The organism is Butyrivibrio sp. INlla18, from assembly GCF_900103635.1.
In the GTDB taxonomy this organism is placed as follows: Bacteria; Bacillota; Clostridia; order Lachnospirales; family Lachnospiraceae; genus Butyrivibrio.
In genome coordinates, this window is record NZ_FMXK01000003.1 from 148,775 (window position 1) to 174,121 (window position 25,347).

The 25,347-nt window shown below is 39.1% G+C and carries 23 protein-coding genes; 17 read left to right on the plus strand and 6 right to left on the minus strand.

Annotation, left to right across the window (positions count from 1 at the left end; translation table 11 throughout):
* The first annotated feature begins 3 nt into the window (after positions 1-3).
* The 10 genes from BLS24_RS00720 to BLS24_RS00765 all read left to right on the plus strand — a co-directional run bounded on the left by BLS24_RS00720 (position 4) and on the right by BLS24_RS00765 (position 12,065).
* Entirely contained in the window at positions 4-2,364 is a 2,361-nt protein-coding gene (locus BLS24_RS00720; protein WP_091755205.1) for a glycoside hydrolase family 2 protein, read from the plus strand.
* Positions 2,365-2,420: 56 nt separating this feature from the next.
* A complete protein-coding gene (locus BLS24_RS00725) occupies positions 2,421-3,872 on the plus strand; it encodes a family 43 glycosylhydrolase (RefSeq protein ID WP_091755206.1) in 1,452 nt (483 codons plus the stop codon).
* An 8-nt stretch (positions 3,873-3,880) separates the two neighbouring features.
* The gene (locus BLS24_RS00730; RefSeq protein WP_091755207.1) at positions 3,881-5,626 is read left to right on the plus strand and encodes a glycoside hydrolase family 3 protein; all 1,746 of its coding nucleotides are present in this window, start codon (positions 3,881-3,883) and stop codon (positions 5,624-5,626) included.
* A 93-nt stretch (positions 5,627-5,719) separates the two neighbouring features.
* Entirely contained in the window at positions 5,720-6,562 is an 843-nt protein-coding gene (locus BLS24_RS00735) for an HAD family hydrolase (protein ID WP_091755208.1), read from the plus strand.
* A 332-nt stretch (positions 6,563-6,894) separates the two neighbouring features.
* Positions 6,895-7,695 (plus strand): EAL domain-containing protein, encoded by an 801-nt coding sequence (locus BLS24_RS00740; RefSeq protein ID WP_091755209.1) that lies wholly within the window; start codon positions 6,895-6,897, stop codon positions 7,693-7,695.
* Positions 7,692-9,455, plus strand: coding sequence for a sensor domain-containing diguanylate cyclase (locus tag BLS24_RS00745; RefSeq protein WP_091755210.1), 1,764 nt, complete (start codon positions 7,692-7,694; stop codon positions 9,453-9,455). Before BLS24_RS00740 ends, BLS24_RS00745 begins: the two co-directional genes overlap by 4 nt.
* 221 nt (positions 9,456-9,676) lie before the next feature.
* A complete protein-coding gene (locus BLS24_RS00750) occupies positions 9,677-10,408 on the plus strand; it encodes a 4Fe-4S binding protein (protein WP_242872196.1) in 732 nt (243 codons plus the stop codon).
* 4 nt (positions 10,409-10,412) lie between these two features.
* A complete protein-coding gene (locus BLS24_RS00755) occupies positions 10,413-10,955 on the plus strand; it encodes a PadR family transcriptional regulator (RefSeq protein ID WP_091755212.1) in 543 nt (180 codons plus the stop codon).
* 1 nt (position 10,956) lies between these two features.
* Positions 10,957-11,445 (plus strand): flavodoxin family protein, encoded by a 489-nt coding sequence (locus BLS24_RS00760; RefSeq protein ID WP_091755213.1) that lies wholly within the window; start codon positions 10,957-10,959, stop codon positions 11,443-11,445.
* Positions 11,446-11,468: 23 nt separating this feature from the next.
* Entirely contained in the window at positions 11,469-12,065 is a 597-nt protein-coding gene (locus tag BLS24_RS00765; protein ID WP_091755214.1) for an HAD-IA family hydrolase, read from the plus strand.
* Between the two features lie 21 nt (positions 12,066-12,086).
* Here the strand turns inward: BLS24_RS00765 and BLS24_RS00770 are convergent, their stop codons facing one another.
* Positions 12,087-12,791 (minus strand): EAL domain-containing protein, encoded by a 705-nt coding sequence (locus BLS24_RS00770; RefSeq protein WP_091755215.1) that lies wholly within the window; start codon positions 12,789-12,791, stop codon positions 12,087-12,089.
* 492 nt (positions 12,792-13,283) lie between these two features.
* On the opposite strand from BLS24_RS00770, the gene BLS24_RS00775 reads away from it, so the two are divergent.
* The gene (locus BLS24_RS00775; protein WP_091755216.1) at positions 13,284-14,621 is read left to right on the plus strand and encodes an ATP-binding protein; all 1,338 of its coding nucleotides are present in this window, start codon (positions 13,284-13,286) and stop codon (positions 14,619-14,621) included.
* A gap of 217 nt (positions 14,622-14,838) precedes the next feature.
* Here the strand turns inward: BLS24_RS00775 and BLS24_RS15170 are convergent, their stop codons facing one another.
* Genes BLS24_RS15170 through BLS24_RS00795 form a run of 5 tightly spaced genes read right to left on the minus strand, consistent with a single transcriptional unit; the run spans position 14,839 to position 17,159 of the window.
* Positions 14,839-15,003, minus strand: a complete 165-nt coding sequence (locus tag BLS24_RS15170; RefSeq protein WP_176764293.1) for a hypothetical protein — start codon at positions 15,001-15,003, stop codon at positions 14,839-14,841.
* A 41-nt stretch (positions 15,004-15,044) separates the two neighbouring features.
* A complete protein-coding gene (locus tag BLS24_RS00780) occupies positions 15,045-15,497 on the minus strand; it encodes a hypothetical protein (protein WP_091755217.1) in 453 nt (150 codons plus the stop codon).
* Between the two features lie 35 nt (positions 15,498-15,532).
* Positions 15,533-15,991: a hypothetical protein gene (locus BLS24_RS00785; RefSeq protein WP_091755218.1), complete on the minus strand. Its 459-nt coding sequence runs from the start codon at positions 15,989-15,991 to the stop codon at positions 15,533-15,535.
* A 2-nt stretch (positions 15,992-15,993) separates the two neighbouring features.
* A complete protein-coding gene (locus tag BLS24_RS00790; protein WP_091755219.1) occupies positions 15,994-16,473 on the minus strand; it encodes a hypothetical protein in 480 nt (159 codons plus the stop codon).
* Positions 16,473-17,159, minus strand: coding sequence for a DUF4417 domain-containing protein (locus BLS24_RS00795; RefSeq protein ID WP_091755220.1), 687 nt, complete (start codon positions 17,157-17,159; stop codon positions 16,473-16,475). The genes BLS24_RS00790 and BLS24_RS00795 overlap by 1 nt, the downstream gene beginning before the upstream one ends.
* Before the next feature lie 288 nt (positions 17,160-17,447).
* Between BLS24_RS00795 and BLS24_RS00800 the strand changes: the two genes are divergently transcribed.
* Genes BLS24_RS00800 through BLS24_RS00825 form a run of 6 tightly spaced genes read left to right on the plus strand, consistent with a single transcriptional unit; the run spans position 17,448 to position 25,340 of the window.
* On the plus strand, positions 17,448-17,669 hold the full coding sequence (locus BLS24_RS00800; protein WP_091755221.1) for a helix-turn-helix domain-containing protein: 222 nt from the start codon (positions 17,448-17,450) through the stop codon (positions 17,667-17,669).
* A complete protein-coding gene (locus BLS24_RS00805; RefSeq protein WP_091755222.1) occupies positions 17,669-18,865 on the plus strand; it encodes an ABC-three component system protein in 1,197 nt (398 codons plus the stop codon). The genes BLS24_RS00800 and BLS24_RS00805 overlap by 1 nt, the downstream gene beginning before the upstream one ends.
* On the plus strand, positions 18,862-19,098 hold the full coding sequence (locus BLS24_RS00810; RefSeq protein WP_091755223.1) for an ABC-three component system middle component 7: 237 nt from the start codon (positions 18,862-18,864) through the stop codon (positions 19,096-19,098). Before BLS24_RS00805 ends, BLS24_RS00810 begins: the two co-directional genes overlap by 4 nt.
* Positions 19,076-20,722 (plus strand): DUF2326 domain-containing protein, encoded by a 1,647-nt coding sequence (locus BLS24_RS00815; protein ID WP_091755224.1) that lies wholly within the window; start codon positions 19,076-19,078, stop codon positions 20,720-20,722. The genes BLS24_RS00810 and BLS24_RS00815 overlap by 23 nt, the downstream gene beginning before the upstream one ends.
* The gene (locus tag BLS24_RS00820) at positions 20,722-22,833 is read left to right on the plus strand and encodes a site-specific DNA-methyltransferase (RefSeq protein WP_091755225.1); all 2,112 of its coding nucleotides are present in this window, start codon (positions 20,722-20,724) and stop codon (positions 22,831-22,833) included. Before BLS24_RS00815 ends, BLS24_RS00820 begins: the two co-directional genes overlap by 1 nt.
* Entirely contained in the window at positions 22,830-25,340 is a 2,511-nt protein-coding gene (locus tag BLS24_RS00825) for a DEAD/DEAH box helicase (RefSeq protein WP_091755226.1), read from the plus strand. The genes BLS24_RS00820 and BLS24_RS00825 overlap by 4 nt, the downstream gene beginning before the upstream one ends.
* Positions 25,341-25,347 lie beyond the last annotated feature (7 nt).

A 25,347-nucleotide genomic window follows, 5' to 3' on the forward strand; every position in this document is an offset into this window, starting at 1 on the left:
ATAGTGAGAAGAGTAATTGATTTTAATATGGATTGGCAATTTCATAAGGGGGATATTTCGCCAGAAGATATAAAAAATGCTAAATGGGATGAAATCAAAATTCCTCATACATGGAATAACCTGGACGGACAGGATGGCGGAAATGACTATTATCAGGGTAAGAGCTGGTACAGAAAGAACTTGGGAAAAGAGCTTATTCCTTCAGGTTTTGATAAGGATGTATATATCAGGTTTGGTGCCGCAAGTAAGAGGGCAGAAGTTTACCTTAACGGCGAGATGGTTGGATGTCATGATGGAGGATTTGCTTCATTTACAATAAGATTGACAGACAAGTTGACGTACGTTAATGATGAGATTTTGGTAATGGTGGATAACAGCAGGGATTTGCCAATTTATCCAATGCAGGCAGATTTTACTTTTTTTGGAGGCCTCTACAGAGAGATATCTCTTATATGTTTTGATACAACAAAGCATTTTAGGGTGGATGAGTATGGAGTTGACTCTTTATTTGTTACGCCAAAGGTGGATGGAACTTTAAATATAGAAACAGAACTTCAAAACATGGAAAAAGATGTCACTTTTTCAGCAAAAATCTATGAGCTAAATGGCGATAGTAAAGAACTTGTCAAAGAAATCGACGAACTATCATTGAATAGGGCTAGTACAGGATTATTAGAGGGAAGCATATTACTAGATGATGTGGCTTTGTGGAATGGAAGTCAGGATTCCAATCTCTATATTTTGGAAATTGGCCTAGGGGACAGAAATTGTAGCTTTCTTTTGGATGAGCTATCTACAACTTTCGGTTTTCGAAGCTTCAACGTAGACCCTGACAAGGGCTTTTTTCTTAACGGCAGGTCCTATCCCCTTCATGGAGTATGCAGGCATCAAGATAGAGAGAACATGGGATGGGCCATAACGAAAAAAGAGCATGATGAAGATATGGAACTGATAAAGGATATTGGTGCAAATACTGTAAGACTTGCCCATTATCAGCAAGCACCTTACTTTTATGACTTATGCGATAAAAATGGTATTGTAGTTTGGGCAGAGATTCCATTTATAAGTGTCTATGATTCCCGGAAAGAAGCTGATGAGAACCTTCTTCTTCAGATAAAAGAACTTGTCATGCAGAATTACAATCACCCCTCAATCTGTTTTTGGGGAATAGCTAATGAGACGGGAATCGGCGGTGAGAGTAAGGCACAGTACGATATTCTTAAGAAACTGAATGCTTTGGTAAAAGAGCTTGATGTTACAAGGCTTACTACAATGGCAAACTTTGGGGGGACAAATCCGGATAGTGTGCTTTTCCATTCTACGGATGTTGCATCCTACAATATATACAAGGGCTGGTATGAGGGAGTCGCCGAGGATATTGGTACCTTTTGTGATGAAATGCATAGAAAACTAGAGGGAATTCCACTGGGAATAAGTGAATATGGTGCAGATGCAGTTTTGAAATGGCACTCTTCAGATCCCAAAGTTAAGGATTATACAGAGGAGTATCAGGCATTTGTTCATGAAACAGCCCTTAAGGCATTTAAAGACAGATCATATCTTTTTGGAACCTGGCTTTGGAATATGTTCGATTTTGCCGCAGACGGAAGAGACGAAGGGGGCTGCAAAGGAAGAAACAATAAGGGACTAGTGACTTATGACAGAAAAATCAAGAAAGATGCTTTCTATATTTACAAAGCACTTTGGAGTAAGGATCCCTTCGTATACATTTGTGGAAAGAGATTTATTAAGAGATGTAAAGATAAGATAGTCGTCAAGGTTTATAGCAACAGTGACGCTGTACAGCTCTACGTAAACGAAAAGTATTTTGGTGAGAGAAAAGATGGAGAAGGTAGTTTTGTATTTGAGAATGTACCGTTATCAGAGGGAGTAAACAAGATTGAGGCACGAGCTTTTTGGACAGAAGCAGACTTTGAAAGATCCACTATTAATGATGCTGACAGAAGAGGCATTATGTTCAGTGATACTTTGATAGTAGAAAAGGTTGATAGCGAACCTCAGGAATATATCTATAAGGAAGACAAGAATCTTTCAGAAGCTGTGACTCAGTGGTTTGCAGGTATCACTGGAAGTGACGAAGTTCAGGTAAAAGAAATCATCTTAAATGAGGGATATCTTTCAGTAAATGATCCTCTTGAAGTGATATACAAATATAAAGAGGGATATGAAACAATCCAAGAACTTGTTATAAAACCTATGGCTCTAGTAAATCCAAGTATGGCAGAACGTATGAAGACAGGGGGTGCCATGAGTTTTAGCAGCATTTGGAATCACATTTCTAAGATGTTTCCTGATGACCTTATCTATGTGGTCAACGAGAGGCTCAACAAGATAAAGAAGTAGTCTTATTTTCAAAGCAAATCTGCAAATAAAGTGTATTAAAAGAGGAAAAATCACATATGAAAAATAAAGTAATGAACCCATATTTACCATTGTATGAATATATACCTGATGGAGAACCAAGGATATTTGGCGACAGACTTTATGTTTACGGATCTCATGACTATGCGGGAGGAGAACTCGGATTCTGTCCCGGGGATTATATGGTTTATTCTACATCGGTTTCTGATCTAAGTGCATGGCGTTGTGATGGCGTAGCATTTTCACGTAAAGACTGTCCACTTCTTGATATGGAGCCAGGTAAGGATGCTATGGCTGCTCCTGATGTGGTTCAGGGAGTTGATGGACGTTACTATATGTATTTTAATCTGAACAAGCAGCTGTGCTGTCAGATAGCAGTAAGCGATAAGCCTGAGGGCCCATTTTTGTACTATGGAGAAGTGGTAAAGCAGGATGGAACAAGATATGAGGACTTTAAGATGTTTGATCCTGGAGTTCTTGTAGATGATGGAAGGGTATATTTGTTTACCGGCTTTAATATGCCGGGGCCTGTACCTGAGAAATTTAAGAATCATTTTCCTCCTCTTCCAGAGAGCAGTCTTGGTTTTGAACTTGCTACTGATATGAAGACCATTATCAGAGGACCTGTTTCAATAATACAGGGATCAAACAAAGCAATGGGCACAAGTTTTGAGGGACACGGATATTATGAAGCATCCAGTCCCAGAAAGATTAATGGTAAATACGTTATGGTCTATTCATCTGAGCTTAGCCATGAACTAGCTTATGCGGTTTCAAATGCTCCTCTTGGCGTGTATGAGTACAAAGGGGTGCTTGTCAGCAATGGGGATTTTGGAATAAATGGCAATAAGGAGCAGGTGATGCCCTATGGAAACACCCATGGTGGGCTGGTTGAACTTGATGGTAGATGGTATGTTTTTTACCATAGGCAGACCCATGGCATTGAGTGTTCGAGGCAGGGGTGCGCAGAGCAACTACCAATTCTAGAGGACGGATGGTTTGGACAGGCCGAAATTACCAGTTGTGGCCTTAACCAAGAACCGCTTCCTGCAGATGGTACATATAATGCCTGTTATTGTTGCTATCTTACTTCACCTCATATCAGTAAAAAAAGGCTGAATATACGTGAGTGCAGAAGGGATACAGAGCCTCATATCTACGAGGAAAAAATTAGTGATGATGAGAGTAAATCACTCCACTATATAGCAAACATGAAGGATGAAGTTATTGTCGGTTTTAAATATTTTGAATTTAGAGAGCCTTCGGGATTTTCTCTGAGACTTAGAGGTACAGGTGCAGTTAGAGTAAAGGCTATCATTGATGAGCCAGAAGGACAGATTGTCGGAAGGGGTGAAATATGCTTAAGGGGCAGTGACTGGAACGAGCTATATATTGTAGCAGATAAGGTTAGCGGAACACATGCGCTATATTTTGTTTTTGAGAGTCAGGAGCCTGTGCAGTTTGAGAGTTTTACGATTTTGAATGATTGAGGTGAGAGATGGTAGATTTAAAAGTTAGTCCTTTTTTTCTTAATGATAGGCAGGTTAAATGGGTTGAAGATACAATAAAAGACATGACGCTGGATGAAAAGTTTGGTCAACTTTTTGTATTACTGAAGGCGACTCCCGGTATCAATGAAGAGAATATAAGAGCTGAAGTTGGACGAATTAATCAGGGCGGACACAGATGGCAGGGAGCAGGTAAAAAGGATGCTTACAGGCAGAATAAGCTTTTTCAGAGCAGTAGCAAATATCCTCTTTTGATTGCGGCTAATTGTGATGACGGAGGGATTGGAGCAGTTCCTGAAGGCACATTCGTAGCAACAGCGGCCGAGTGTGGAGCTGGTAAGGATACACAGAACGCTTACAACCTTGGATATGTATCAGGCAAAGAAGCTTCAGCGGTGGGATGTAACTGGATGTTTAATCCTGTTGTGGATATCTATATGAACTGGAGAAATACTATCGTAAATACAAGGAGTTTTGGATCAGACCGCGAGAAAGTTTTGCAGAATGCAAGAGCCTATATCAAGGGAGTTAAGGATGCTAATCTCAACATGGCATGTACTGCCAAGCACTTCCCTGGAGATGGCGTTGAGGAACTGGATCAGCATCTGGCTATGGGCGTCAACAATCTTTCCGTTGATGAGTGGGAAAAGAGCTTTGGATATGTATATAGAACCCTTATTGACGAAGGACTTGAAGCAATAATGGTGGGGCACATTGCACTTCCGGAAATGAGCCGTAAGCTCTGCCCTGGCATACGAGATCAGGATATAAAACCTGCTACAATGGCAAAAGAGCTTTTGACAGATCTTCTTCGTGATGACATGGGCTTTAATGGTCTTGTGATAACAGATGCAACACATATGGTGGGATTTTCGGCTACAAGTAAAAGGAGTGAAGCTATCCCAAAAGCCATCATTGCGGGATGCGATATGATCCTGTTTGCAAATGATATTGAGGAAGATATCTCTTTTTTAAAAAAAGCATATGAAAGTGGTGAATTGACGGATGAAAGGCTCACGGATGCTCTCAGAAGGATTTTGGGTATGAAGGCGCATCTTAATATGAGCACAGAGCAACGAAATTTTCCTGATGAGAAGGGGCTTGAAATAATAGGGTGCTGGCAGCATCTTGAGTATGCAAAGCAAGCTGCGGATCAGTGTATAACTCTGGTGAAGGATACTAGGAATTATTTACCATGGGATATTTCCAAGGGGAATAGGTTGTTTCTTGTGTATGTGGGGTCTACGCCTACAACACTTGGTTATAGAAAGGATCCGGTAAAGCAGGTGGTAATTGACGAGTTGACAGATGCTGGATTTGAGGTGGATGTTTGCCCCAACTACTTTGACCTGGAGCTTGACAATGGAATATCTCCTATGAATTTTGTAAGAATGCTTAGCCATGAGAAAAGAGAAGACTTTGTAAAAAAACACGACTTGGCGCTGGTGGTCATCAATGTTAAAGGCTATGCTCAGGAAAATAATGTACGTTTGAGATGGAGTGTCAACCACAGCGTTGAGCTACCATGGTACAACGAAGAAATACCAACAATAGGAATGAGCCTCAATTATACTAACCATCTTATCGATGTTCCTCAGATTCACACTTTTATCAATGCCTATGCGCCAAGGAGGGAACATATAAGAGCAGCCATTGATAAGATGATGGGTAAAAGCTCTTTTAATGGAACTGCGGATGAATCTGTGTTCTGCGGAAGGTGGGACACAAGGTTATAAAGATAACTATATAATAGTCAGGTAAACTTGCTTTTTTGTAACGTAAGAAAATGTTGCAAAATGGCAAAAGTGTGTAATGTGGAAGGTAAAAGGATGGCAGGATTTGATCAATTTGAAAAAAAACGCGATATGATAGTGTGCATCGATTCAGACGGCTGTGCAATGGACACCATGAATATAAAGCACATTAGATGCTTTGGACCTTGCATGGTTGATGAGTGGAATCTGGGACAGTGGAATGGCAAGATATTGGAAAGATGGAATGAGATAAACCTCTTTTCCAAGACCAGAGGTATCAACAGGTTCAAGGGACTAGCGCTGATGCTCTCTGAAGTAAATGAGAAATACTGCCAGATAGATGGAATAAATGCATTAAATGAATGGGCTAATGAGGCACCTGAGTTGTCAAATGCCGCATTGGAGAAGATGATACCTAAGGGAGAAATTTTTTCAAAGGCACTTAGCTGGAGCAAGGCCGTAAACAGGTCGATAGAGGAGCTTCCTCAGGATGAGATTAAGCCTTTTGACGGCGTAATCGAAACTTTAAAAAAAATCCATAAGACTTGTGATATTGCAGTTGTTTCCAGCGCCAATCCAGAAGCTGTGAAGGTGGAGTGGGAGAGATTCGGTCTTCTTGATCATGTGGATCTTATATGTTCTCAGGATGTGGGAAGCAAATCTTTTTGCATAGGTGAGATTATTAAGAAAGGATATAAACTGGAGCATATACTTATGTGCGGAGATGCACCAGGGGATGAACTGGCCGCTAAGGAAAATGGCGTACTGTTTTATCCTATACTTGTTGGAATGGAGAGTGAGTCCTGGACTGAGCTCAGGGAAGACGCACTTACTTTTTTTCTGGAAGGTACCTATGATGGTGAATATCAGGATAACGTGCGAAGACGTTTTAATGATACCCTTGGGGAACGGGGTTAGAGGAACTTTTGCAACATTATGCCACTTTCAGATGAGTTTCGATATTTCTTTTTCCTTTCAATAATGGGAATCACATATTGTACTAGAGAAGATCATGCTCAAGCTATTTAATGGTTTTTTTATGAATGAATTATCGTTATAATGATATACTTTATATTAGAAAAAAGTATATTCAAGGAGCGGCTTTTATGTTCATGACCATGGAGGGAGCCAAAGCATTAGCTTGGGCATGGCAGTTTGTTTTTTACTAATCCATACACTTGCAGGAAACCGTAGTGAAAAGAACTACTGGTTAAACTAGGTTCATATGGAATATAGAGACGAGGTTCTAAATGAGTCAAGGATTAGTAGAAAGCAGGGAAGAATATTTACTTGCAAATTTCGAGCGAGCAATTGATAATGGTTGGATTGAGATATATTCGCAGCCTGTAATTCGCGCGTCTAATGGCAGAGTATGCGAGGAAGAGTTGTTTGCACGATGGGATGATCCTGTACTCGGAGTTCTCAATCCAGATGAATTCATACCAGTATTGGAAAAAAATGGCGTTGTTGGACGTCTGGATCTGTATATTCTTGAAAAAACTCTTGCTAATATTCAGCAGCAATCCAGTGTCGGAGTTAATTTCGCGATTACATCCATCAATATTTCATTGGTGGATTTTCAGAATAAAAATTTTGTAAAAGAAATAGAAAATAGAGTCTTAGCTTCAGGTGTTTCCAGGAAGCAAATTGCTTTTGAGCTGTCTGAAAACACGGCTTTAGTAGAAAATCATAAAATAGCTGTTCAGTTAGCAAAGCTCAAGAAATTAGGTTATAGATTGGAAATAGATGATTTTGGCTATAACTGTATTCCACTTATGCTATCCCCGTTATTCCATTTTGATGCATTAAAACTGAATATGGAGTTGATAAGATATATTCCAACTAGTCAGAAAGCTGTCGCAATCGTGGATGGTCTCATCAAAATGTCCAGAAAACTCGGCATGGATATCATTGCAAAAGGAGTAGAAAATCAAGACCAGGTAGATTTTTTGTATGGAATCGGCTGTGCCAAGCTTCAGGGCTTTTATTATAGTAGACCTGTAGCTGTTACAGATCTTTATAACTTTGCCAAAAAAATAAACAGTTCTTGACAGTTGAAGATGCCCGAGAAGGAGATTATTATACTCAGGTTGATAAGGTAAATATCCACGAATTTTTTTATTCCAAAGAGAGCAGTGGAAAACAAGATAGTAAAGAAAATGAGGCCCCTATTGCAGTATTAGAGATAAGCGAAGATGAAATACGCGTTATTAGGGCAAATGATACGTTCTCTAGCTTTATTAGAGATAATTTCCCTAGAAAAGAAGATATTAGAAATTTTAAATATAGTTCTTTGGATGATTCTCTGAGCAGTTATGTGATTTCTGCAATTAGGAAGTGTGCATATTCTGATGAAAAATCTATTATTGAAGATAAAACTCCAACTGGCAATACGGTGCATATGGTGATTCAAAAAATGGCAGAAAACCCGGTTACAGGCCGCATTGCTGTCATCTTTTCAGTAATTTTTGTTGAGAATTCTAAAAAAGATGCAATGTCTTTATCGTACAATTACGTTGCCAGGGCGCTATCAGAGGACTATGTCGCGCTTTATATTGTTGATATTGAGACCAATAATTATGTTGAATATCATTTAGATGGGCATAATCGTAATATTACTAGAGAAACGACTGGTAAAGACTTTTTTTATGACGCCCGCAATGATGTAGAAAACAAGACCTATCCCGAAGACAGAAAAATGTTCAAGGAGCTTTGCACCAAAGAAAATGTACTGCAGCAAATAGCTGAGCAGGGCACTTTTTCCATGACTTATAGAGCTAGTGATGAGATGGGAGTGCGATATGTGAATTTCAAGGCAGTAATTGATAAAAGTGATGATAAGCATATTATTATCGGGGTAAATAGCGTTGACAGGCAGATCAAACTGCAGCAGGCATTTAAGTTACTTCAGGAAGAAAAAAATATTTTTTCCAGAATAGCAGCTCTTTCAGGCGATTACTTTGCTATATATACGATAAATCCTGATGATAATTCTTACTCTGTTTATAAGACCGTTCAAGGAGAGCGTTTTATAGGAAAAAAAGATAGCGGAGATGACTTCTTTAGCGAGACGCTGGTACGCATTAATAAAGTAATACATCCAGATGACTTAAAGGGCTTTATGAAAAATTTCAGTAAGGCCAATATTTTAAAAAAGATAGCGGAAGATGGCTTTTTTGAATGTCAATATAGATTGATCGTAGGTTCAAAACCCACATATTTTATGCAAAAAGGTGTCCTGATCACAGAAAATGATGAGAAGAAGATCATCATTGGGCTCATCAATGTTGATGAAGTTGTTAAAAAAGATAAAGAATACGCTGAGAACCTTTCTGTTGCTGAGACTATGGCTTTGAAGGATGAACTTACAGGAGTAAAGAATAAGCATGCCTATACAATGGCGGAAAAGGAAATGGCTGAATTACTTAAATCAGGTACGTGCAAAAAATTTGCCATAGTAGTTTTTGATATCAATGGCCTAAAGTATATAAACGATAATTTCGGACATGTAAAGGGGGATGAGTTTATCAAAGAAGGTTGCAGGATGCTTTGCGAGACTTATGCACATAGTCCTGTATACAGGATTGGCGGAGATGAGTTTGTGGTCATTATACAGGGACGGGATTATGATGATCGTAACTACTTGATGGAAATAATTGAAAAGAAAAACAATGAAAATAAAGTGCGTGGTGAAGTAACTATGGCTGCTGGCATGGCCACTGGAACAAGAAAATCAAATATAAATGATGTTTTCATGAAGGCAGATGCCAAGATGTATGAGAAAAAGAAGAAAATGAAAGAAGAGATGTAGACTAGTAATTCTTATGGAGAGTACGATACCTTAATGGAGATGCTAGAAGCGTATCTGAAAGAGGGATACGAAAACGGTTGGAATAACTAATAGTGTGAATGAAAAGGCAGCAGTATGCTGTCTTTTTTATTTTGTTGACAGAAAAAGAAATTGGTCTCATAATATATCAAAATGATATATATCATTTTGATATATTACTTTGACAAGAGGAGTATAAAATCATGAGACAAAAAGTAAGAAAGTGCCTATTACTTATTTCTTTTCTGTTATTTCCTATTACCATTTGGTATTTTTCTCCATATCTGATCATCAATGCAGCTATGGAGCATATCATAAATGGTAGCTTTATTGTTTTTTGCTTGATGCTTGTGCTATCAATGTTTTTGGGAAGGGCATGGTGCGGATATTTTTGTCCAGCTGGAGGACTTCAAGAATGCGCCATGAGAGTAAATGACAACCCAGCCAAGCAAAAAAATAGAGACAAGATAAAATATGTTATCTGGACAGTGTGGATAATTGCAGTGATCGCATCATTTATCTGTGGGAAAAATGATGTTAGAATTAATCCATTCTATATGACAGATCATGGTATTTCTGTTTCGGGCATAACTAATTATGTTGTGTACTACGCGGTGATCATGCTGCTAGTTATGCCATCAATTATTCATGGACGAAGGGCGGCTTGCCACTATATTTGCTGGATGGCGCCGTTTATGGTGATCGGAAGTACAGTCGGCAGGTGGCTGCACCTTCCTCAGCTTCATATAGAGGCTGACACAGAAAAATGTGTCAAATGTGGCCTTTGCAATAAGGCTTGTTCTATGGGACTTGATGTTAGAGAAATGGTCCAAGCTAACAGCATCTCAAAGAATACGGAATGCATACAGTGCGGAGCCTGCGTTGATGGATGCCCCAAAAAGGCTCTAAAGTATAAATGGACATGGAAAAGGTGAAAAGATGGCAAAAGATAGAAAGATAGACGTTGTGATACTGGGTCTTTTAGCACACGAAGATCTGACAGGGTACGATATTAAAAAACAGATCGATGGCGCAATCTCTTTTTTCTGGAAAGGGAGCTTTGGAAGCATTTATCCAGCTCTTGGCGAAATGGAAAAACAGGGACTTGTAAAGCGAAAGACATCGGATAAGAGTAGCGGCCGCGAAAAAATAGTTTATCAGATCACCAAGGATGGAAAAGAGACCCTCAAGGCGTGGATAAATGATGAAAAGGCCACGAACGACCTTAAATACGAGACTCTTTTAAAAATGTATTTCGGCGGCATACAAGATAGAAGCGTGACGATTCGAAATATTGAGATTTTTGAGCAACAGGTAAAAGAGAATCTGGAAGTCCTTAAGTTTTATAAGGGAAATCTGGAGAAGGTTCTTGATAAGGAGGACCATGTTCATTACTATTTGACAGTTTTGTTTGGAATTGAGACTTATGAGGCCTATTTAAAATGGTGCAGTAAGGCCAAAAAGATCATGAAGGAGAAATGATATGAGTACAGCGGTTGTTTATTATTCAATGCTTGGAAATAGTGAGATGGTAGCTGAGCACATAGCTAAAAAGCTTGGCGCAGATGTTATACGAATTGAGCCCGACAAGGCTTATCCTGACAAGGGCGCAAAGAAATTCCTGTGGGGTGGAAAAAGTGCAGTGATGGGCGAGATGCCAGTACTTAAGTCTTACGAATTTGATGCCTCCAAGTATGATGAGGTCATTATTGGCTTTCCTGTTTGGGCTAGCCGACCTGCACCTCCAATCTGGACATTTATAAACGAGCAAAAAGATGTGCTAAGAGAAAAGAAGATTGCAGTGTTTGCCTGCCAGAGTGGAAACGGCGCAGAAAAGGCTTTTGACAGGATCAAAAAGCAGGTTGGGGGGGAAAAGTTTGAAGCCGAGCTCATACTTATTGATCCAAAGACCAGGGTTAATGCGGATAATGATGGGAAGATAGATTCTTTTTGTGATAAACTTCATTATTGAAAGACAATGATAAGGTGAAATATATGGACAGACAGCAGAAAATAAAAGGTCTGTTTTTTGATTTTGATGGTGTCATCACAATTGAAAAGCAGGGCTCACCAACAATAATTTCTTATATTTCAAAAGAGGCAAATATTCCAATTGAAGTTGTTGAAAATGCGTATTACAAGCATAATGATGATTTGCTCTATGGCAATATTACCCATAGAGATATGTGGGAACAGTTTTGCGCTGATATAGGTAAGACGATAGATTATCATGTGCTTGAAGAGGCATTTATGAATGTTACTATCGATGAGAAATTGCTTGATTATATAAAAGAAAAGCATAGTGATTATCTCATTGGAATGATAACTGACAATAAGGCCGACAGAATAAATACCATTGTCAATAACACGGTACTTAAGGAATTGTTTGATGTTGTTATAATTTCAGCAGATGTTCATAGCAGAAAATCTGAAAGAAAAATCTTTGAGGAAGCCTTAAAGCAGTCAGGACTAAAAGCTGAAGAATGCGTGTTTGTTGATAATACAGCATCCAATTTGAAGATTCCATCTGAAATGGGATTTACCACAATTTTCTTTGATGATGACAATAGGGATTTTAATGCTCTCTATTAATGTTCACCAATACTCACCCCTTTACGATGGTCTTTTCAAATAGTACCCTTGGAAAAAATCTGCTCCTAATTCCTTCATTGTTTCAAACTCGCCTTCGGTCTCGATTCCTTCTGCCACCACGCTAATTTTTCTTGCATGAAATGTATCGATCATTTCGCGCAATTGTTCCTGTCTGTACGTATCTTTATCAATACCGGTCAGTAATGTCCGATCTATCTTTACAATATCAGGGTTAGCAGCATCGATCACATCAAAATTATTAATGCCTGTACCAAAATCATCTATGGCAATCAGGTTATTATTAATATCTGCATATTTTCTTTTTATCTGCGCAATTTCTACTGATAAATAAGGGTATTCCAGTGACTCCAAAATCATTGCATTCTTATGTCCACCATAGTACGAAATAAAAGCATCAACTTCCTCTTTACTAAACAATTCACTGGGAAATTTATTAATCGATAAGTATTCCTTATATCCCCTGATAAAATATGCTTGAGTTGCACCAAATAAAGTAGCAACCTCTAATACATGTAATTTGTCCTGCTTTTCATATTCCGATATAAGTTCAGTTACATCCATATCGTGGGGCCTCATAAGTGCTTCCCACGCATAGACAGTCTTTCCATCTGGGAAAAATATGGGCTGAAAGACATAATCTATTTTCAATTCATTTAAAGCAGCTAAGATATCTTTGGATAATGGTAGATCATCAAAATGAATCATAATACTTCCTTGTCTTTACAATTGACCTATTTTTCGCTACTCTCATAACAATATAGTATCATTATAACGATCAATAAATAAATGAAATATGGATAAATAATTGATAAAATGGAAAATCTGCCGTACTACTTTTTTACTACTTTTGACGTATGAGAGATAATAAGGAGCCATTTTCTATGATAAATATACTTTTCGTCTGCCACGGCAGGATTTAATGCCAAAGCAAAGAATGGCGGAAATAAGCCATTTATGGGCAGAGTGGTATCTGATTTATACCTTGCTTACACCTTTTGAAGGTGGACTACCTGATGAATGATAAGAGCACTCTGCGTGATGCAGGGTGCTTTTTGGTAGTGACTTGGAAGAAACGGTACTAAAAGCAGAAATAAATCTTGAAGAAACGGAATAACGACCTTGAAATATTGAAGAAATGGTACTATAATCCATTTATGAGTTTGAAGAAATGGAACCATGTTGTTTTGAGGAGATAGTATGTTTAAGAGAAAAGCTTTAGAAAAGCTAAAATATTGGAAAGAAAAAAAGGCACCAAAGTATTCTGTGCTTCTGGAAGGGGCCAGGCGTGTTGGAAAATCGACAATTGCCGAAGAATTTGCAAAGCAAGAGTATAGGTCATATATAAAAGTGGATTTTGCTAACATAACGCAGGATGTTCTTGATGTGTTCGATGACATAGCAAATTTGGATATTTTTTTTCTTAGATTGCAAACTGCAACAGGGATAACGTTGTATAAAAGAGAATCCGTTATTATATTTGACGAGATCCAGCTTATGCCTAAAGTGCGCCAAGCTATAAAGTACCTGGTTGCGGACGGAAGATATGACTATATTGAGACCGGTTCTCTAATTAGTATAAAAAAGAATGTCAAGGATATAGTGCTTCCATCTGAGGAGATGAAAATACAGATATATCCGATGGACTATGAAGAATTTATGTGGGCCATCGGAAATGATACCTATGGCGTATTGCGGGATTTATATAAGCTTGGGAAACCGGTTGGAAATTCTTTAAACAGAAAGCTGATGCGGGATTTTAGAATCTATATGGCGGTAGGTGGAATGCCTCAGGCTGTAGAAGCTTATGTGGAAGGCAGGAATTTTACAGAAATCGATGAAGTAAAGAGAGAAATCATAGATTTGTATAAAGACGATTTCTTTAAGATTGATGATACTGGACTGATTGGAAGAATGTATGATTCTGTTCCGACGCAGTTGGCAACGGATAAAAGAAGCTATGTTATTTCGGCAGCTACAGGCAAAAAAAAGATCGATAAAGATTTAGAGCGTTTACATGATTTGCTGGATTCAAAGACGGTATTATCATGCCATAATGTCCTTAATCCGAGCGTTGCTTTACCTCAAACGAGAGATGATGATACCTTCAAACTCTATTTGGCTGATACAGGGTTATTTACTACCATGATTTTCAGATCATCGGGAAAGACAGATGAAAATATTTATACGAAATTGTTGAGCGATTCACTTCCTGCAGATTTGGGATATTTATACGAAAATGCAGTTGCTCAGATAATTGTCGGATCGGATATAGACCTTTATTATCACACATGGGAGAAAGAAAACAGTTCCCACTACTATGAGGTTGACTTTTTGCTTGCTTCGAAAACAAAGATAGTTTCGATTGAAGTTAAGTCATCTGGAATCGGTAAGCATGAATCAATCACAGAATTTCAGAAAAAATATTCTAAGCATGTTTCGAAGGAAATATTGTTATCACAAAAAGATTTAGGCAATAGTGAAATGCTGAAATTATATCCAATATACATGTTGCCATTTTTAATTGAAGACCTATGAAAGGATGAGAAAAAGATAGGAGAATACAGGGATGATAAGAATTTTATTCGTCTGCCACGGCAGGATGCTAACCGAAGGCTGAAGCTTCAGTATTTGCAAGGTATTATGGGAACAGTAATATCGTTTTTACCACTGATTTACCACTTTTGATATTGAGAGTCCGGATTCAAATATAGGTCACCGAGGTGTTCCCCGGTGACCTATACATAGTTACTATTCATTTGTTTTCTGTTTCCGGAGAAGTAGCCATAACTGTCTCATACCCGATGAGTTCACCGCTGTCTTTGTCGTAAACAGGATAGTCTTTGAGTTTGAGAATGTCGTTTCCGTTATCATCTTGATAAACACATGTTCCGTCTGCAAGTATTTCTGGCTTTTGCATTTTCTTCACCTCCGCATAGTTGTGTTTGCAGTTCAATAAACTTATTTTCCTTCCTGCTTTCTTATAGCTTCTATCTCTGACTGAATTCTGGGGTCGGTTTCCGCAGCGTAATTTGATTCTTCTGTCATGTCAAGAAGACCTGCATTAGGAAGTATTGTAATAGCCAAAGAATCGAAGATATCAAACGCCCTGGAATTCGTTTTGGTGTCAACTCTATAGTAGAGGTAGGCTATGAAGTGAACAGGATCAGGTATATATCTGTCGTGGGCATAATCAAAGAAATGTAAGGCAAAATTCACAACAGACCAATCGTCCTTGCAATTCTTGTGAAGATATTCGCACCATGCCTGATAAACATCGTTCCACCCATACTTGGTAATGAGGTCTTCGACAAGCTGATCCAGATCATCCAATTCCTTGTCGGTAAAGTCTTTGTCCCAGTCCAGGGAAAATATGTATTCAGTTGTTTTCTTCAAGTCTAAATCTTTGTTCATTGATTTTCATACAATTATTTCTTTTTTGATTGTTTTTATTGATTGCATATCTGACTTTTGAATTTTTTAATTTCATCAATAACTCTTGGATCATCCTTGGCTCTGTAAAAAGGGTCTTCCGTAAGATCAGCCAGACCTGCTTTCGTCATTATTTCGCATGATAAGCTGTCAAATGTTTCACCTGCCTTATCCCAGTATTTATCCATATCAACCATGGAATAAAGATATCCGATAAATGCCAAAGGGTCAGGAATGAAATTATCTGCACCATCGTAATACATGAAGAGATTTGCGAAGTTTATGACCGCCTCCGGCGTTTTGCATTCTTCATGTAAATAGCGGCGCCATTCTGCGTAAATATCTTTCCATGGATAATCATGGAGTAATTTTTCGGCAGTTTCAAGGTGCTCTTCATTTCCATCCGGATCGAATTCATCGGAGAAGAAGTCGCAGTCCATCAGATATTTTGTTATTGAAGATATCGTATTTTCCATCGTTAATGCCCTTTCTTTTTGAATAATCTCGGTGAAAGTTTTCCAAAGGCTTCATCAGCAACAGTCATCGATTTTGAGTTAGGCTTGAAGTGACCGCTAATATTGTCATAAGAGGCAATTTTGCCTCCATGAATGTGCAGCATACCTGCCATTTGCACTTCAGGGTCTTTTCCGCCAATCAATGTGGGGTGTGGCGTAGCAAGACCGTTTTTTCCATTGCCATTTCTTGACCCAATGATTATGTTTCCATGCATGTCAATTACATAAGGCATATCAACGTTTGTGTTCTTGTTGCCAATATAATTTCCGTTGATCATTTCATTGAGATTTTTTGCGGTCGGATTCTTATCGTATTTACCGTCATGGTAGATTCCTTTATCAATATCACTCTGATGCATCTTAGGTTCTACATGATAAGAGGGCGCATATGGCTGTGACTGACTGCTTGTTCCGGTATATTTTCCACTTGCTCCGCTTCCCATCAGTCTGTACCTCCCTTCTTACGAGAGGTCCAGTCATCAAACTGAACAAATCTGGTTGCTTTGAGATATGGTTCGAAAATCTTTAAAGGCATTGGACCATAGACAATTACAACCTGAGGCTCAAGCTCTGAAAGCATTGCTTCGAGACCGGCTTCAAAGTAGAATTTGTTTTCCTTGCCGCTTATGCAGCCATAAGTGCCGATTGCAACGATGCTGTGTTTCTCTGCTCCAAGAAAAGCAACTTTTTCCGGGAGTACCTTTGTTGTATAAGTCAGCTCATTGCCCCAGCGAATCTGTGGAATGACATAGAGACCGCGCCGCTGATAAAAGCTACCGATTGCCCTGTTGCGATACACATTTGCTATCTGTACAGCCAGTGGAGCGTCTCTGTATAGCGAGGCATCCGGAGAAAACAATCCGTCAAAACGTCCGAAGTCATCAACATACCCTTCCGGATTGATCAGAACTTCAGCGAAATTTACATCCATCTCGTTGAAACCAAGGAATTCACTATAATTGATTCCTGTATGATTTCTTGCTGAAAATGGTGTGATACCTTGCGGAATTACGATGTGCCTGGGAGCTTCAATGATCGGAATTTCCAGTAGTCCATCAAATTTTGCTCCGCGGACAAGCTCCGGGTTCATGCCGTCATCTATAATTGCTTTGCGCTTTACTTTTTTCATTATATCACCTCCTCGTTTAGAATTTTGATATGAAGATTGCTGTTATGCTTCTTACTGTTCGTCTGTCTAAGAACCGGTTCTTGATTTTAGTTTATGTTTGCGAGGGATAATGCTACAGAAAACACAGTAAGAAAAAAGTGGTAAAATTCTGGGCAGAAATAAGCGAACGCTTACTTTTTATCTATATATGTTGAATTTTATAGGGCGAAACGGTAAAATATACATGATGCGTGACCTATAGTCATGACATATGGGGCTACAGAGATGCTCGTGCTGTAGGAGGACAAAATGCTCTTCAGTTATAACAAGTTATGGAAGATACTGATTGATAAAAACATGAACAGAAAAAAACTTATGGAACTTACGCAGATTACAGGAACTACTATGGCTAAAATGAGCAAAGGAAGACCGGTCAGTATGGAAGTCCTGGGACGCATATGTAAGGCACTGGATGTTAATATTGGGGATTTAGTCGATTACGTGAGTGATGAAATGGACGGTGATAGGTGATGGAATTATGTGCCGGTACATTACTGACAGTACTGAAGCGGTGTAAATCGTCCAGGATACTTCAGAAAGAATTTGGAACCGAGGTTTTTAAAGCTATTCAGCCTGATTTTGATATGAATGATGATGATTCTGCAATTTCTGCCGTTTTTAGGGGAGCCAGAAATCTTGATACTTTCATACGAATTAATTATGACGAGATGACTCCGACTGAGGTTGCACTTCGCTTTAATGAGCATGTTGTTCCAATGTTGGACAGAAATAAGTGGAACGGAATAGTTTGTGCCTTAAAGCAGATAATTAAAGACTCCGACATTGATAAAGACACTGTTATAGAATTTATAAACGGACTGAAATGTGGGGAAATACTTGAAAAGACAGATATTGTATTCTCGGAGTTTCTGGCAGGAATTCTTTTGTATGTTGTACGTCATACGGATAACCTTAACAGGCAGAGCATTGTGAAGGAAATTACATCCGGTTATGTAGACGAAGCAGAGAAAAAATGGCCACGGATTAACTTTGTTGAAACATATTCACTGGATTGCCTTGATGCGATCGGCCAGGTAATAAATGATGCTGAGGCAGTCAATATGATTGTTCAGGAAGGCGGAAACTGTGTTGTGTGTGGCAAGCCTCTTGAAAAGGATAATATCACTAAAGCGGTCTGTTCAGATGGTACTTCATTTCTTGTTTGTATAGGCTGTTCTGTAAAAATCATGAATGCATCAAAAACACAGATTGAGGAATACAAGAATATAAAACAACAGCTTAAGACAAATATGGTAACGCGCAGCAGAATGTCGGAAAATCATCTTGGTGACGACGTAAGACTTGTCATTCGCGCTGTCAGTAAGATGGATATGAGTACACTTACTCCCAGTAGGATGAATCCGATTACAGTCGAACAGAAAGTGTCGGATGCACAGCTGCGACGAAGCATACTTCACGATGTAAATGATTGCTATAGCGATGTTGATGCAATTATTGCAGCTGAAGCTGCTGCAGGGAGATTGAATGTCAGGACTTTTGAAAAAGTGATTAAAAGAATGTATGAGGACAGGGATGAAACTGCATCGCAAAGCGATGTTTATAATACGCTTGTAGAACTGATTTATGAACAGACTGGAAGAATCAGCCGTGAGGCAAGCAGAATTCTTGTTTCCTATTTTGTTCAGCGATGTGAGGTGTTCGGATGAATCTGCCGGGTAAGTCAGTAATGTATTCAAAGAGTATTTTCCCGTTGTTTCCGAAGATACTGAATATCCTTCAGGAAAAGAGTATGACAGTAAACGATCTTTATCAGGAGATGAATATAGATTGTAATTTTGAGAACTTTATAAGTGCCTTGGATTCTCTGTATGCGCTTGGACGAATTGAGATAGATGAGGAGGAGAAAAAACTTTATTATGTTGACGGAAATCAAATGTGACGTATTGGATGCGGAATTCCATACTGTTAAATTTCGTCAGGGACTTAATATCGTTTTGGGTACATCTAATGGGAGCAGCGCACTGGGAAAGACGATATTTTTACAGCTGATAGAATTCTGCTTCGGCGGTGAAATATATATGGCTTCCGACACTGATATCAGGAATCATGTCCAGGATCATGTGGTGTATTTTACCTTTCATTGGGATGACGATTACTATTTTTACAGAGATACTTCGAGGCTTAATTATGTCTGCCGATGTGATATAAAAGGCAATCTGATTGAAGAAATGCCCATTCGAAAATATAGACAGTTGATTTCTGAAAAGTATGGGCTTGTATCCGATGGAGCAGATATAGTGGCTTGTATGGAGCATCATTTCAGAATCTATGGTAAAGATAATGTTCAGGAACGCTACCCGCATTTGTCAAAATCCAAAGGTAAGGATGATGAGGCGGTCGATTTTCTGCTAAGGCTTTTTGGTGATAACAACATACTGAACAATGTGCATGCCATGGAACAGGCACTTGGAGTCAAGGAGTCAGAATTTAAGAAAACTGAGACGAAGACAATATCAGAGGCAGATATTGATAGTTTGAACGAAGCGATAACGACCTTGAAAAAGCGACAGAAGAGGCTTATGCAGAATAAAGATGATGAGAGGCTTGTTCTTTTGGGACTTAACACATCATCTGCTGAGAAAGCAGCAAGGCTTCAGAAAGAACTCCGTCAGCTTGTTCAAAAAAGAAATGAATATGTAGCAAAGAAGGAAGCTATCCTTGCAGGAAATGAGCAGTTTTGTAATGAGGTAGTAGAGCAGGATCTGGAAGATTTAAAAGAATTCTTTCCAGGTGTTAATGTTAAGGCTCTTGATGATATCCAGCATTTCCATATCAGAATCCGTGAAATCCTTGCTGATGAAGCGAGCCAAGAAGCAGATAAATTGCAGCAACTCATTGATCAGTGTGATAAAGAGATAGCGGATTTACAGCGAAGGATTGATGAAGCCGGTTATACTACCGAAATGGCAGGCAAGATTATCTCGCAGGCAGTCAGCATTTCCAGAGAAATCGATAAAAAACAGGATGAACTTGATAAGCTGCAAAACGCTAAGGCTCAACAGGAAGAAGTAGAACAAGCTGAAGACAAAATGGCAGAATTGATTGAACGCGAATGGAAGCTGATAAGGAAAATGCAGAAAATTATCAATTCTGCAATGGAAAGCTATAATATGCTTGTGACCGAAGATAATGAAAATGCACCTACGATGGGAATTGGAAAAGACAAGACGATTTATTTCGGCACATATGGCAACACCAGTGAGAGCGCAGCTTTCAAAGGATTGGTTCTATATGATCTTGCTATACTCAAGAATTCCATGCTTCCGGTTCTCGTACATGATTCCAATATCATCAGGCGCATTAACAGAGCATATTATGAAAAGCTCTTCCAACTTTATGAAACATCAAAAAAGCAAGCGTTTATAGTACTTGACAGTACAGATGGCTTATCAGACGCTTTGGAACAAATCATAGAACATGCCAGAGTAATCACTTTGTCGGAGTCTCACAGGCTCTTTGGCAAGTCCTGGGCAAATATGAAGGATAAAAAAGAGGGAAAATAATGGCTGCAATACATGAATTAATAAGACAGGTAAATGATCCGGCACTTAGAGCAAGACTTGAACAGGAAGTTGAACGACTTACAGAACATAAAAAATTTGGACTTGTATTTGAAGAACACTTACCGGAATGCACGCCTCTTTACGGTCTGCCAATTAAACGTGGCAGCACGGTTGCCAGAAAGGGTAGTATCGGAGATACATACGTCGTTTTGAAAAAAACTGATACAGAGGCAGTATGCAGAAATAAGATCAGTGGTGAGAATGAGGTGATCAATCTTGATGAGCTTGTTGTTACTGCTGAATTTGGTGAACCCATTTTTCCTACGTTGACTCCGATTGACAGGGTTGAGAATGCTCCGGAAAATAGCCTGTGGCATACCCTCATTCAGGCAGATAATTATCATGCACTTCAGCTATTAGAGTATGTCTGTGCTAATCAGGTTGACTGTATCTATATTGATCCGCCATATAATACAGATCATGATGAATGGAAATACAATGATGCCTTTGTTGATTCCAATGATCGATGGGCACATAGTATGTGGTTGTCCATGATGAAGAAAAGATTGGTTCTGGCACAGAGATTATTGACGAATGCTGGAGTTCTTATAATTAGTATTGGATATCAGGAATTAAACCGATTAGTGCTTCTCTGTGAAGAACTATTTCCAGAAAGGCAGATAGTCACTGTCACAGTACAGACTTCTGGCGGTAAACCATCCGGGGGATTTAATTATTTGCAGGAATATCTTGTGTTTGTTACTCCATTAAATTTTAGTGGTAAGGCAATGGATTTTGTTGGTGGAAAGAAAAACGCACCTTTTCATGGCATGACGTTGGCGACTTTTTCTCAAGAGGAACGACCTAATCAGGTTTATCCCATCTTTGTCGAGAAAAAAACAGGAAAAATAATAGGATGTGGGAAATCTTTACAAGAGTTAGTGGAAGATGGAACTTACAAAGGTGATTTGGCAGATTTTGTCTATCACACGGATGAAGTTCCTGATGGTGCCACGGCAGTGTGGCCGATCAGTCAAAAAGGATTACAATGCGTATGGAGGCTTATTCCTACAAGGTTTCTTGGTGATGTTAAAAAGGGGCATATTAATGTTATAAAACAGACTCCGGGTAAAAACTCAAATGAGTTTGGGATTCAATATTTATCAGCAGGAATAATAAAGAAGATTAACAGCGGAGAGATTGTACCCAAAGGACGTGATAAGATAAACGGCACCTATATATTGGATGCATATGAAAGCGAAGGAAGTGATATTCCTACTATATGGAATGAGAAGGAGTTTTACACGACTAAAGGCTCAGGTCAGATTGATTCTATTTTTGGGAGCAAAGAATTTCCATATCCTAAGCCATTAACTCTGATTACTGAAGTGCTTAGAGCTTGCACTGATGAAAATTCACTGATTCTGGATTTTTTTGCAGGAAGCGGGACTACGCTTAATGCTGTGAACTTGCTTAATGATCAGGATGGCGGTAATAGAAGGTGCATTATTGTTACCAATAATGAAATCTCAAAGAAGCAATATAGGGCATTTACAAAAGCAGGTATGGTTCCGGGAAGTATAGAATGGGAAAAACATGGCATATGTCGCTCTGTAACATGGCCTCGTACTGTAGCTACTATAACCGGAAAACGTCCTGATGGTTCAGATATTCCGGGCAAATATTTTGCATTTGATGAAGAAAATAACAATCGTCCTATGGCACAAGGCTTTAAGAGTAATTGCGAGTATTTTAAACTGGACTTCCTCGACCGTGATCAAGTGTCGCTTGGAACGCAGTTTAAGGAAATACTTCCTATGCTTTGGATGAAAGCAGGTGCAATAGGCAAGCGTCCTGAAGTGGTAACTGAAGAGCCGGATATGCTTATACTTCCCGAGAATTGCTTCGCAGTACTGGTCAAGGAATCTGCATACGCTGCATTTGCCAGTGAAGTAAAAAAGTATGATTCTATTGAAATGGTATTTTTTGTCACAAATTCAGAAAGCGCATTTCATGATATGTCAGAGGATATCGGGATAAAGAATACATATCAGCTTTATCGGGATTATATTGATAATTTCGTTATTGGAGGCAGGAGAGCAAGAACATGAGAGTAGAATTATTTCCATTTCAGGAACAGGCTTTGGATGAGCTGAATAGAAAAATTGACAAGGCACACATGATGTGGAGCGATTCGGATCCGCAGGCTATTTCTTTTTCTGCACCAACAGGTGCCGGAAAGACAGTTATTATGACTGCGCTGTTTGAAGAAATATTATATGGCAATGCAGACAGAACAGCGGAACCTGATTCGATTTTTATATGGCTTTCTGATTCCCCGGAGCTGAATGTGCAGACAAGGCTTAAGATTGAGAGCCAGTCAGATAAACTCAAAGTGCGTGACCTTGTTACAATTGATGCAAATTTCAGTGCCGAAAGTCTCGAGGCAGGACATATTTATTTTTTGAATACTCAAAAGCTTGGTTCGGATAAATTACTTACTGCTGTCTCAGATAAAAGGTCATATTCCATTTGGGAGACGATTACCAATACTGCAAAAAGGTTTCCGGATAAGCTCTATATGATCATAGATGAGGCACATCGCGGGACCCAGACCAGTGAACGTGAAAATAAAAAAGCTCAGACAATCATGCAGAAATTTATAAAAGGAAGTCCTGAAGATGGTCTGTGTGTGATGCCACTTGTAATAGGCGTTACGGCTACCCCGCAAAGGTTTAATACCTTGATTGAAGGAATGGATTCTACTACAATCCAGAAGGTAGTTGTTTCGGCAGAGGATGTCAGGGAGTCAGGACTTTTGAAGGATAAGATTATTATCCATTATCCTGAGATGGAACTGCTTGCTAATATGTCAGTACTTAAAAGTGCAATAGAGAATTGGAAGCAAAAGTGCGAACATTGGGAGAATTACTGTGCTCAGGAAGGAGAAAATGCGGTCAATCCTATTCTTGTAATTCAGGTCGAAGATGGAAATGATCGTGAAGTGACTCAGACCGATATGGATGCCTGTGTCGGCTATGTATGCGATGCTCTCGGACGCCAGATGCTTCCGGGAGAGATAGTGCATACATTTAATGACAGAGGCACATTGAATTATCATGGCGTTGAAATCAGGCAGATAGATGCATCAAGAATTGAAGATGATCATGATATCAAGGTTGTATTCTTCAAAATGAATCTTTCGACTGGATGGGACTGTCCACGTGCTGAGACAATGATGTCATTTCGCTCTGCGCAGGATTATACCTATATTGCACAGCTTCTTGGTCGTATGATCAGAACACCTCTCGCCCGTAGAATAATGAATGATGCTGAGCTTAATAATGTCAGTCTCTTCCTTCCTTACTTTAACGAGAATACCGTAAAGGAAGTTATAAAGGCACTTCGTGAAAATGATTCTGCTGGTTCTACAGAAGTAGGGACACAAAGGGAATTTGTAACATTGCAGAGAAATACTGAATATGAAGATGTTTTTTCTGCAATGAAAGATCTGATTACCTACAATATTGATTCTGTCCGCAAACAACCTCCGCTTAAACTGGCGGTGCAGCTTTCCAGAGCATTGACTATGGATGGAGTGGATCTGAATGCTCTGGACAATACGCAGAATGCCATTGTGTCAAAAATGTCTGAGGAAATTCAGGATTTGAAAGCTTCAGGAGATTTTGATAAGAAGGCTGAGGCTATTACCGGATTCTCTATGGGAACATTTACTTTTGACTATGGAGATAATGCATATACGTATGATGATGCTACAGAGCAGGTGCAGGTTACAGATTTTGACATTCAAAGGCATTTTGATCAGGCAGGTAAGATGCTTGGCGAAGGCTTGAATACTGTCTATTGGGTAAAAAATGCTCAAAAAGAAAAGAATGATGTACAGATAGAAGTTATAGTTCTGGCACAATCAACTGATTTCAGGGAAAGAATATCTGCATATGCAGATAAACTCTTTGTTGATATGTATGAAGCCAAGAAAAGGAAAATATCCGCTCTCCCGGAAAATCGTAAACAGGTATATTCAAGACTTACTTCTTCTTCAGCAAATCCGATTGCTATACCGTGGCAATTGCCCCAGTCCATAGACTTTTCGAAAACAGATGATGCTGTCAGGTATGATAGACATATGTATATAGGACATGATGGGGTATTCGAGACATCATTGAATAACTGGGAGGACGGCGTTATTCGGGAAGAGCTTGAAAACGGAATTATATGCTGGCTGAGAAATGTAGACCGTAAGAAATGGGCACTTGAGATACCATATAAAGCAGATGGTGTTTATAGGCCAATGTATCCGGATATTATAGCGGTCAGAGCTGATGAAAACGGATATGTTTTTGATATACTGGAGCCTCATGATGACAGCCGCAAGGATAACTGCCCTAAAGCAGTGGGATTGGCAGAGTTTGCCGAGAAACATTGGGATAAGTTCGGACGAATACAGCTGATCAGAAAAAAGACAGGTGTAGATGGAAAAAATCATTTTTACAGGCTGGACTTGTCAAAACTTGAAATCAGGAATAAAGTCCGCGCAATAACGAGCAATGGCGAGCTTGATCGCATATTTGATGAGGATTCAGTGCGCGAAGACTGAAATGAAT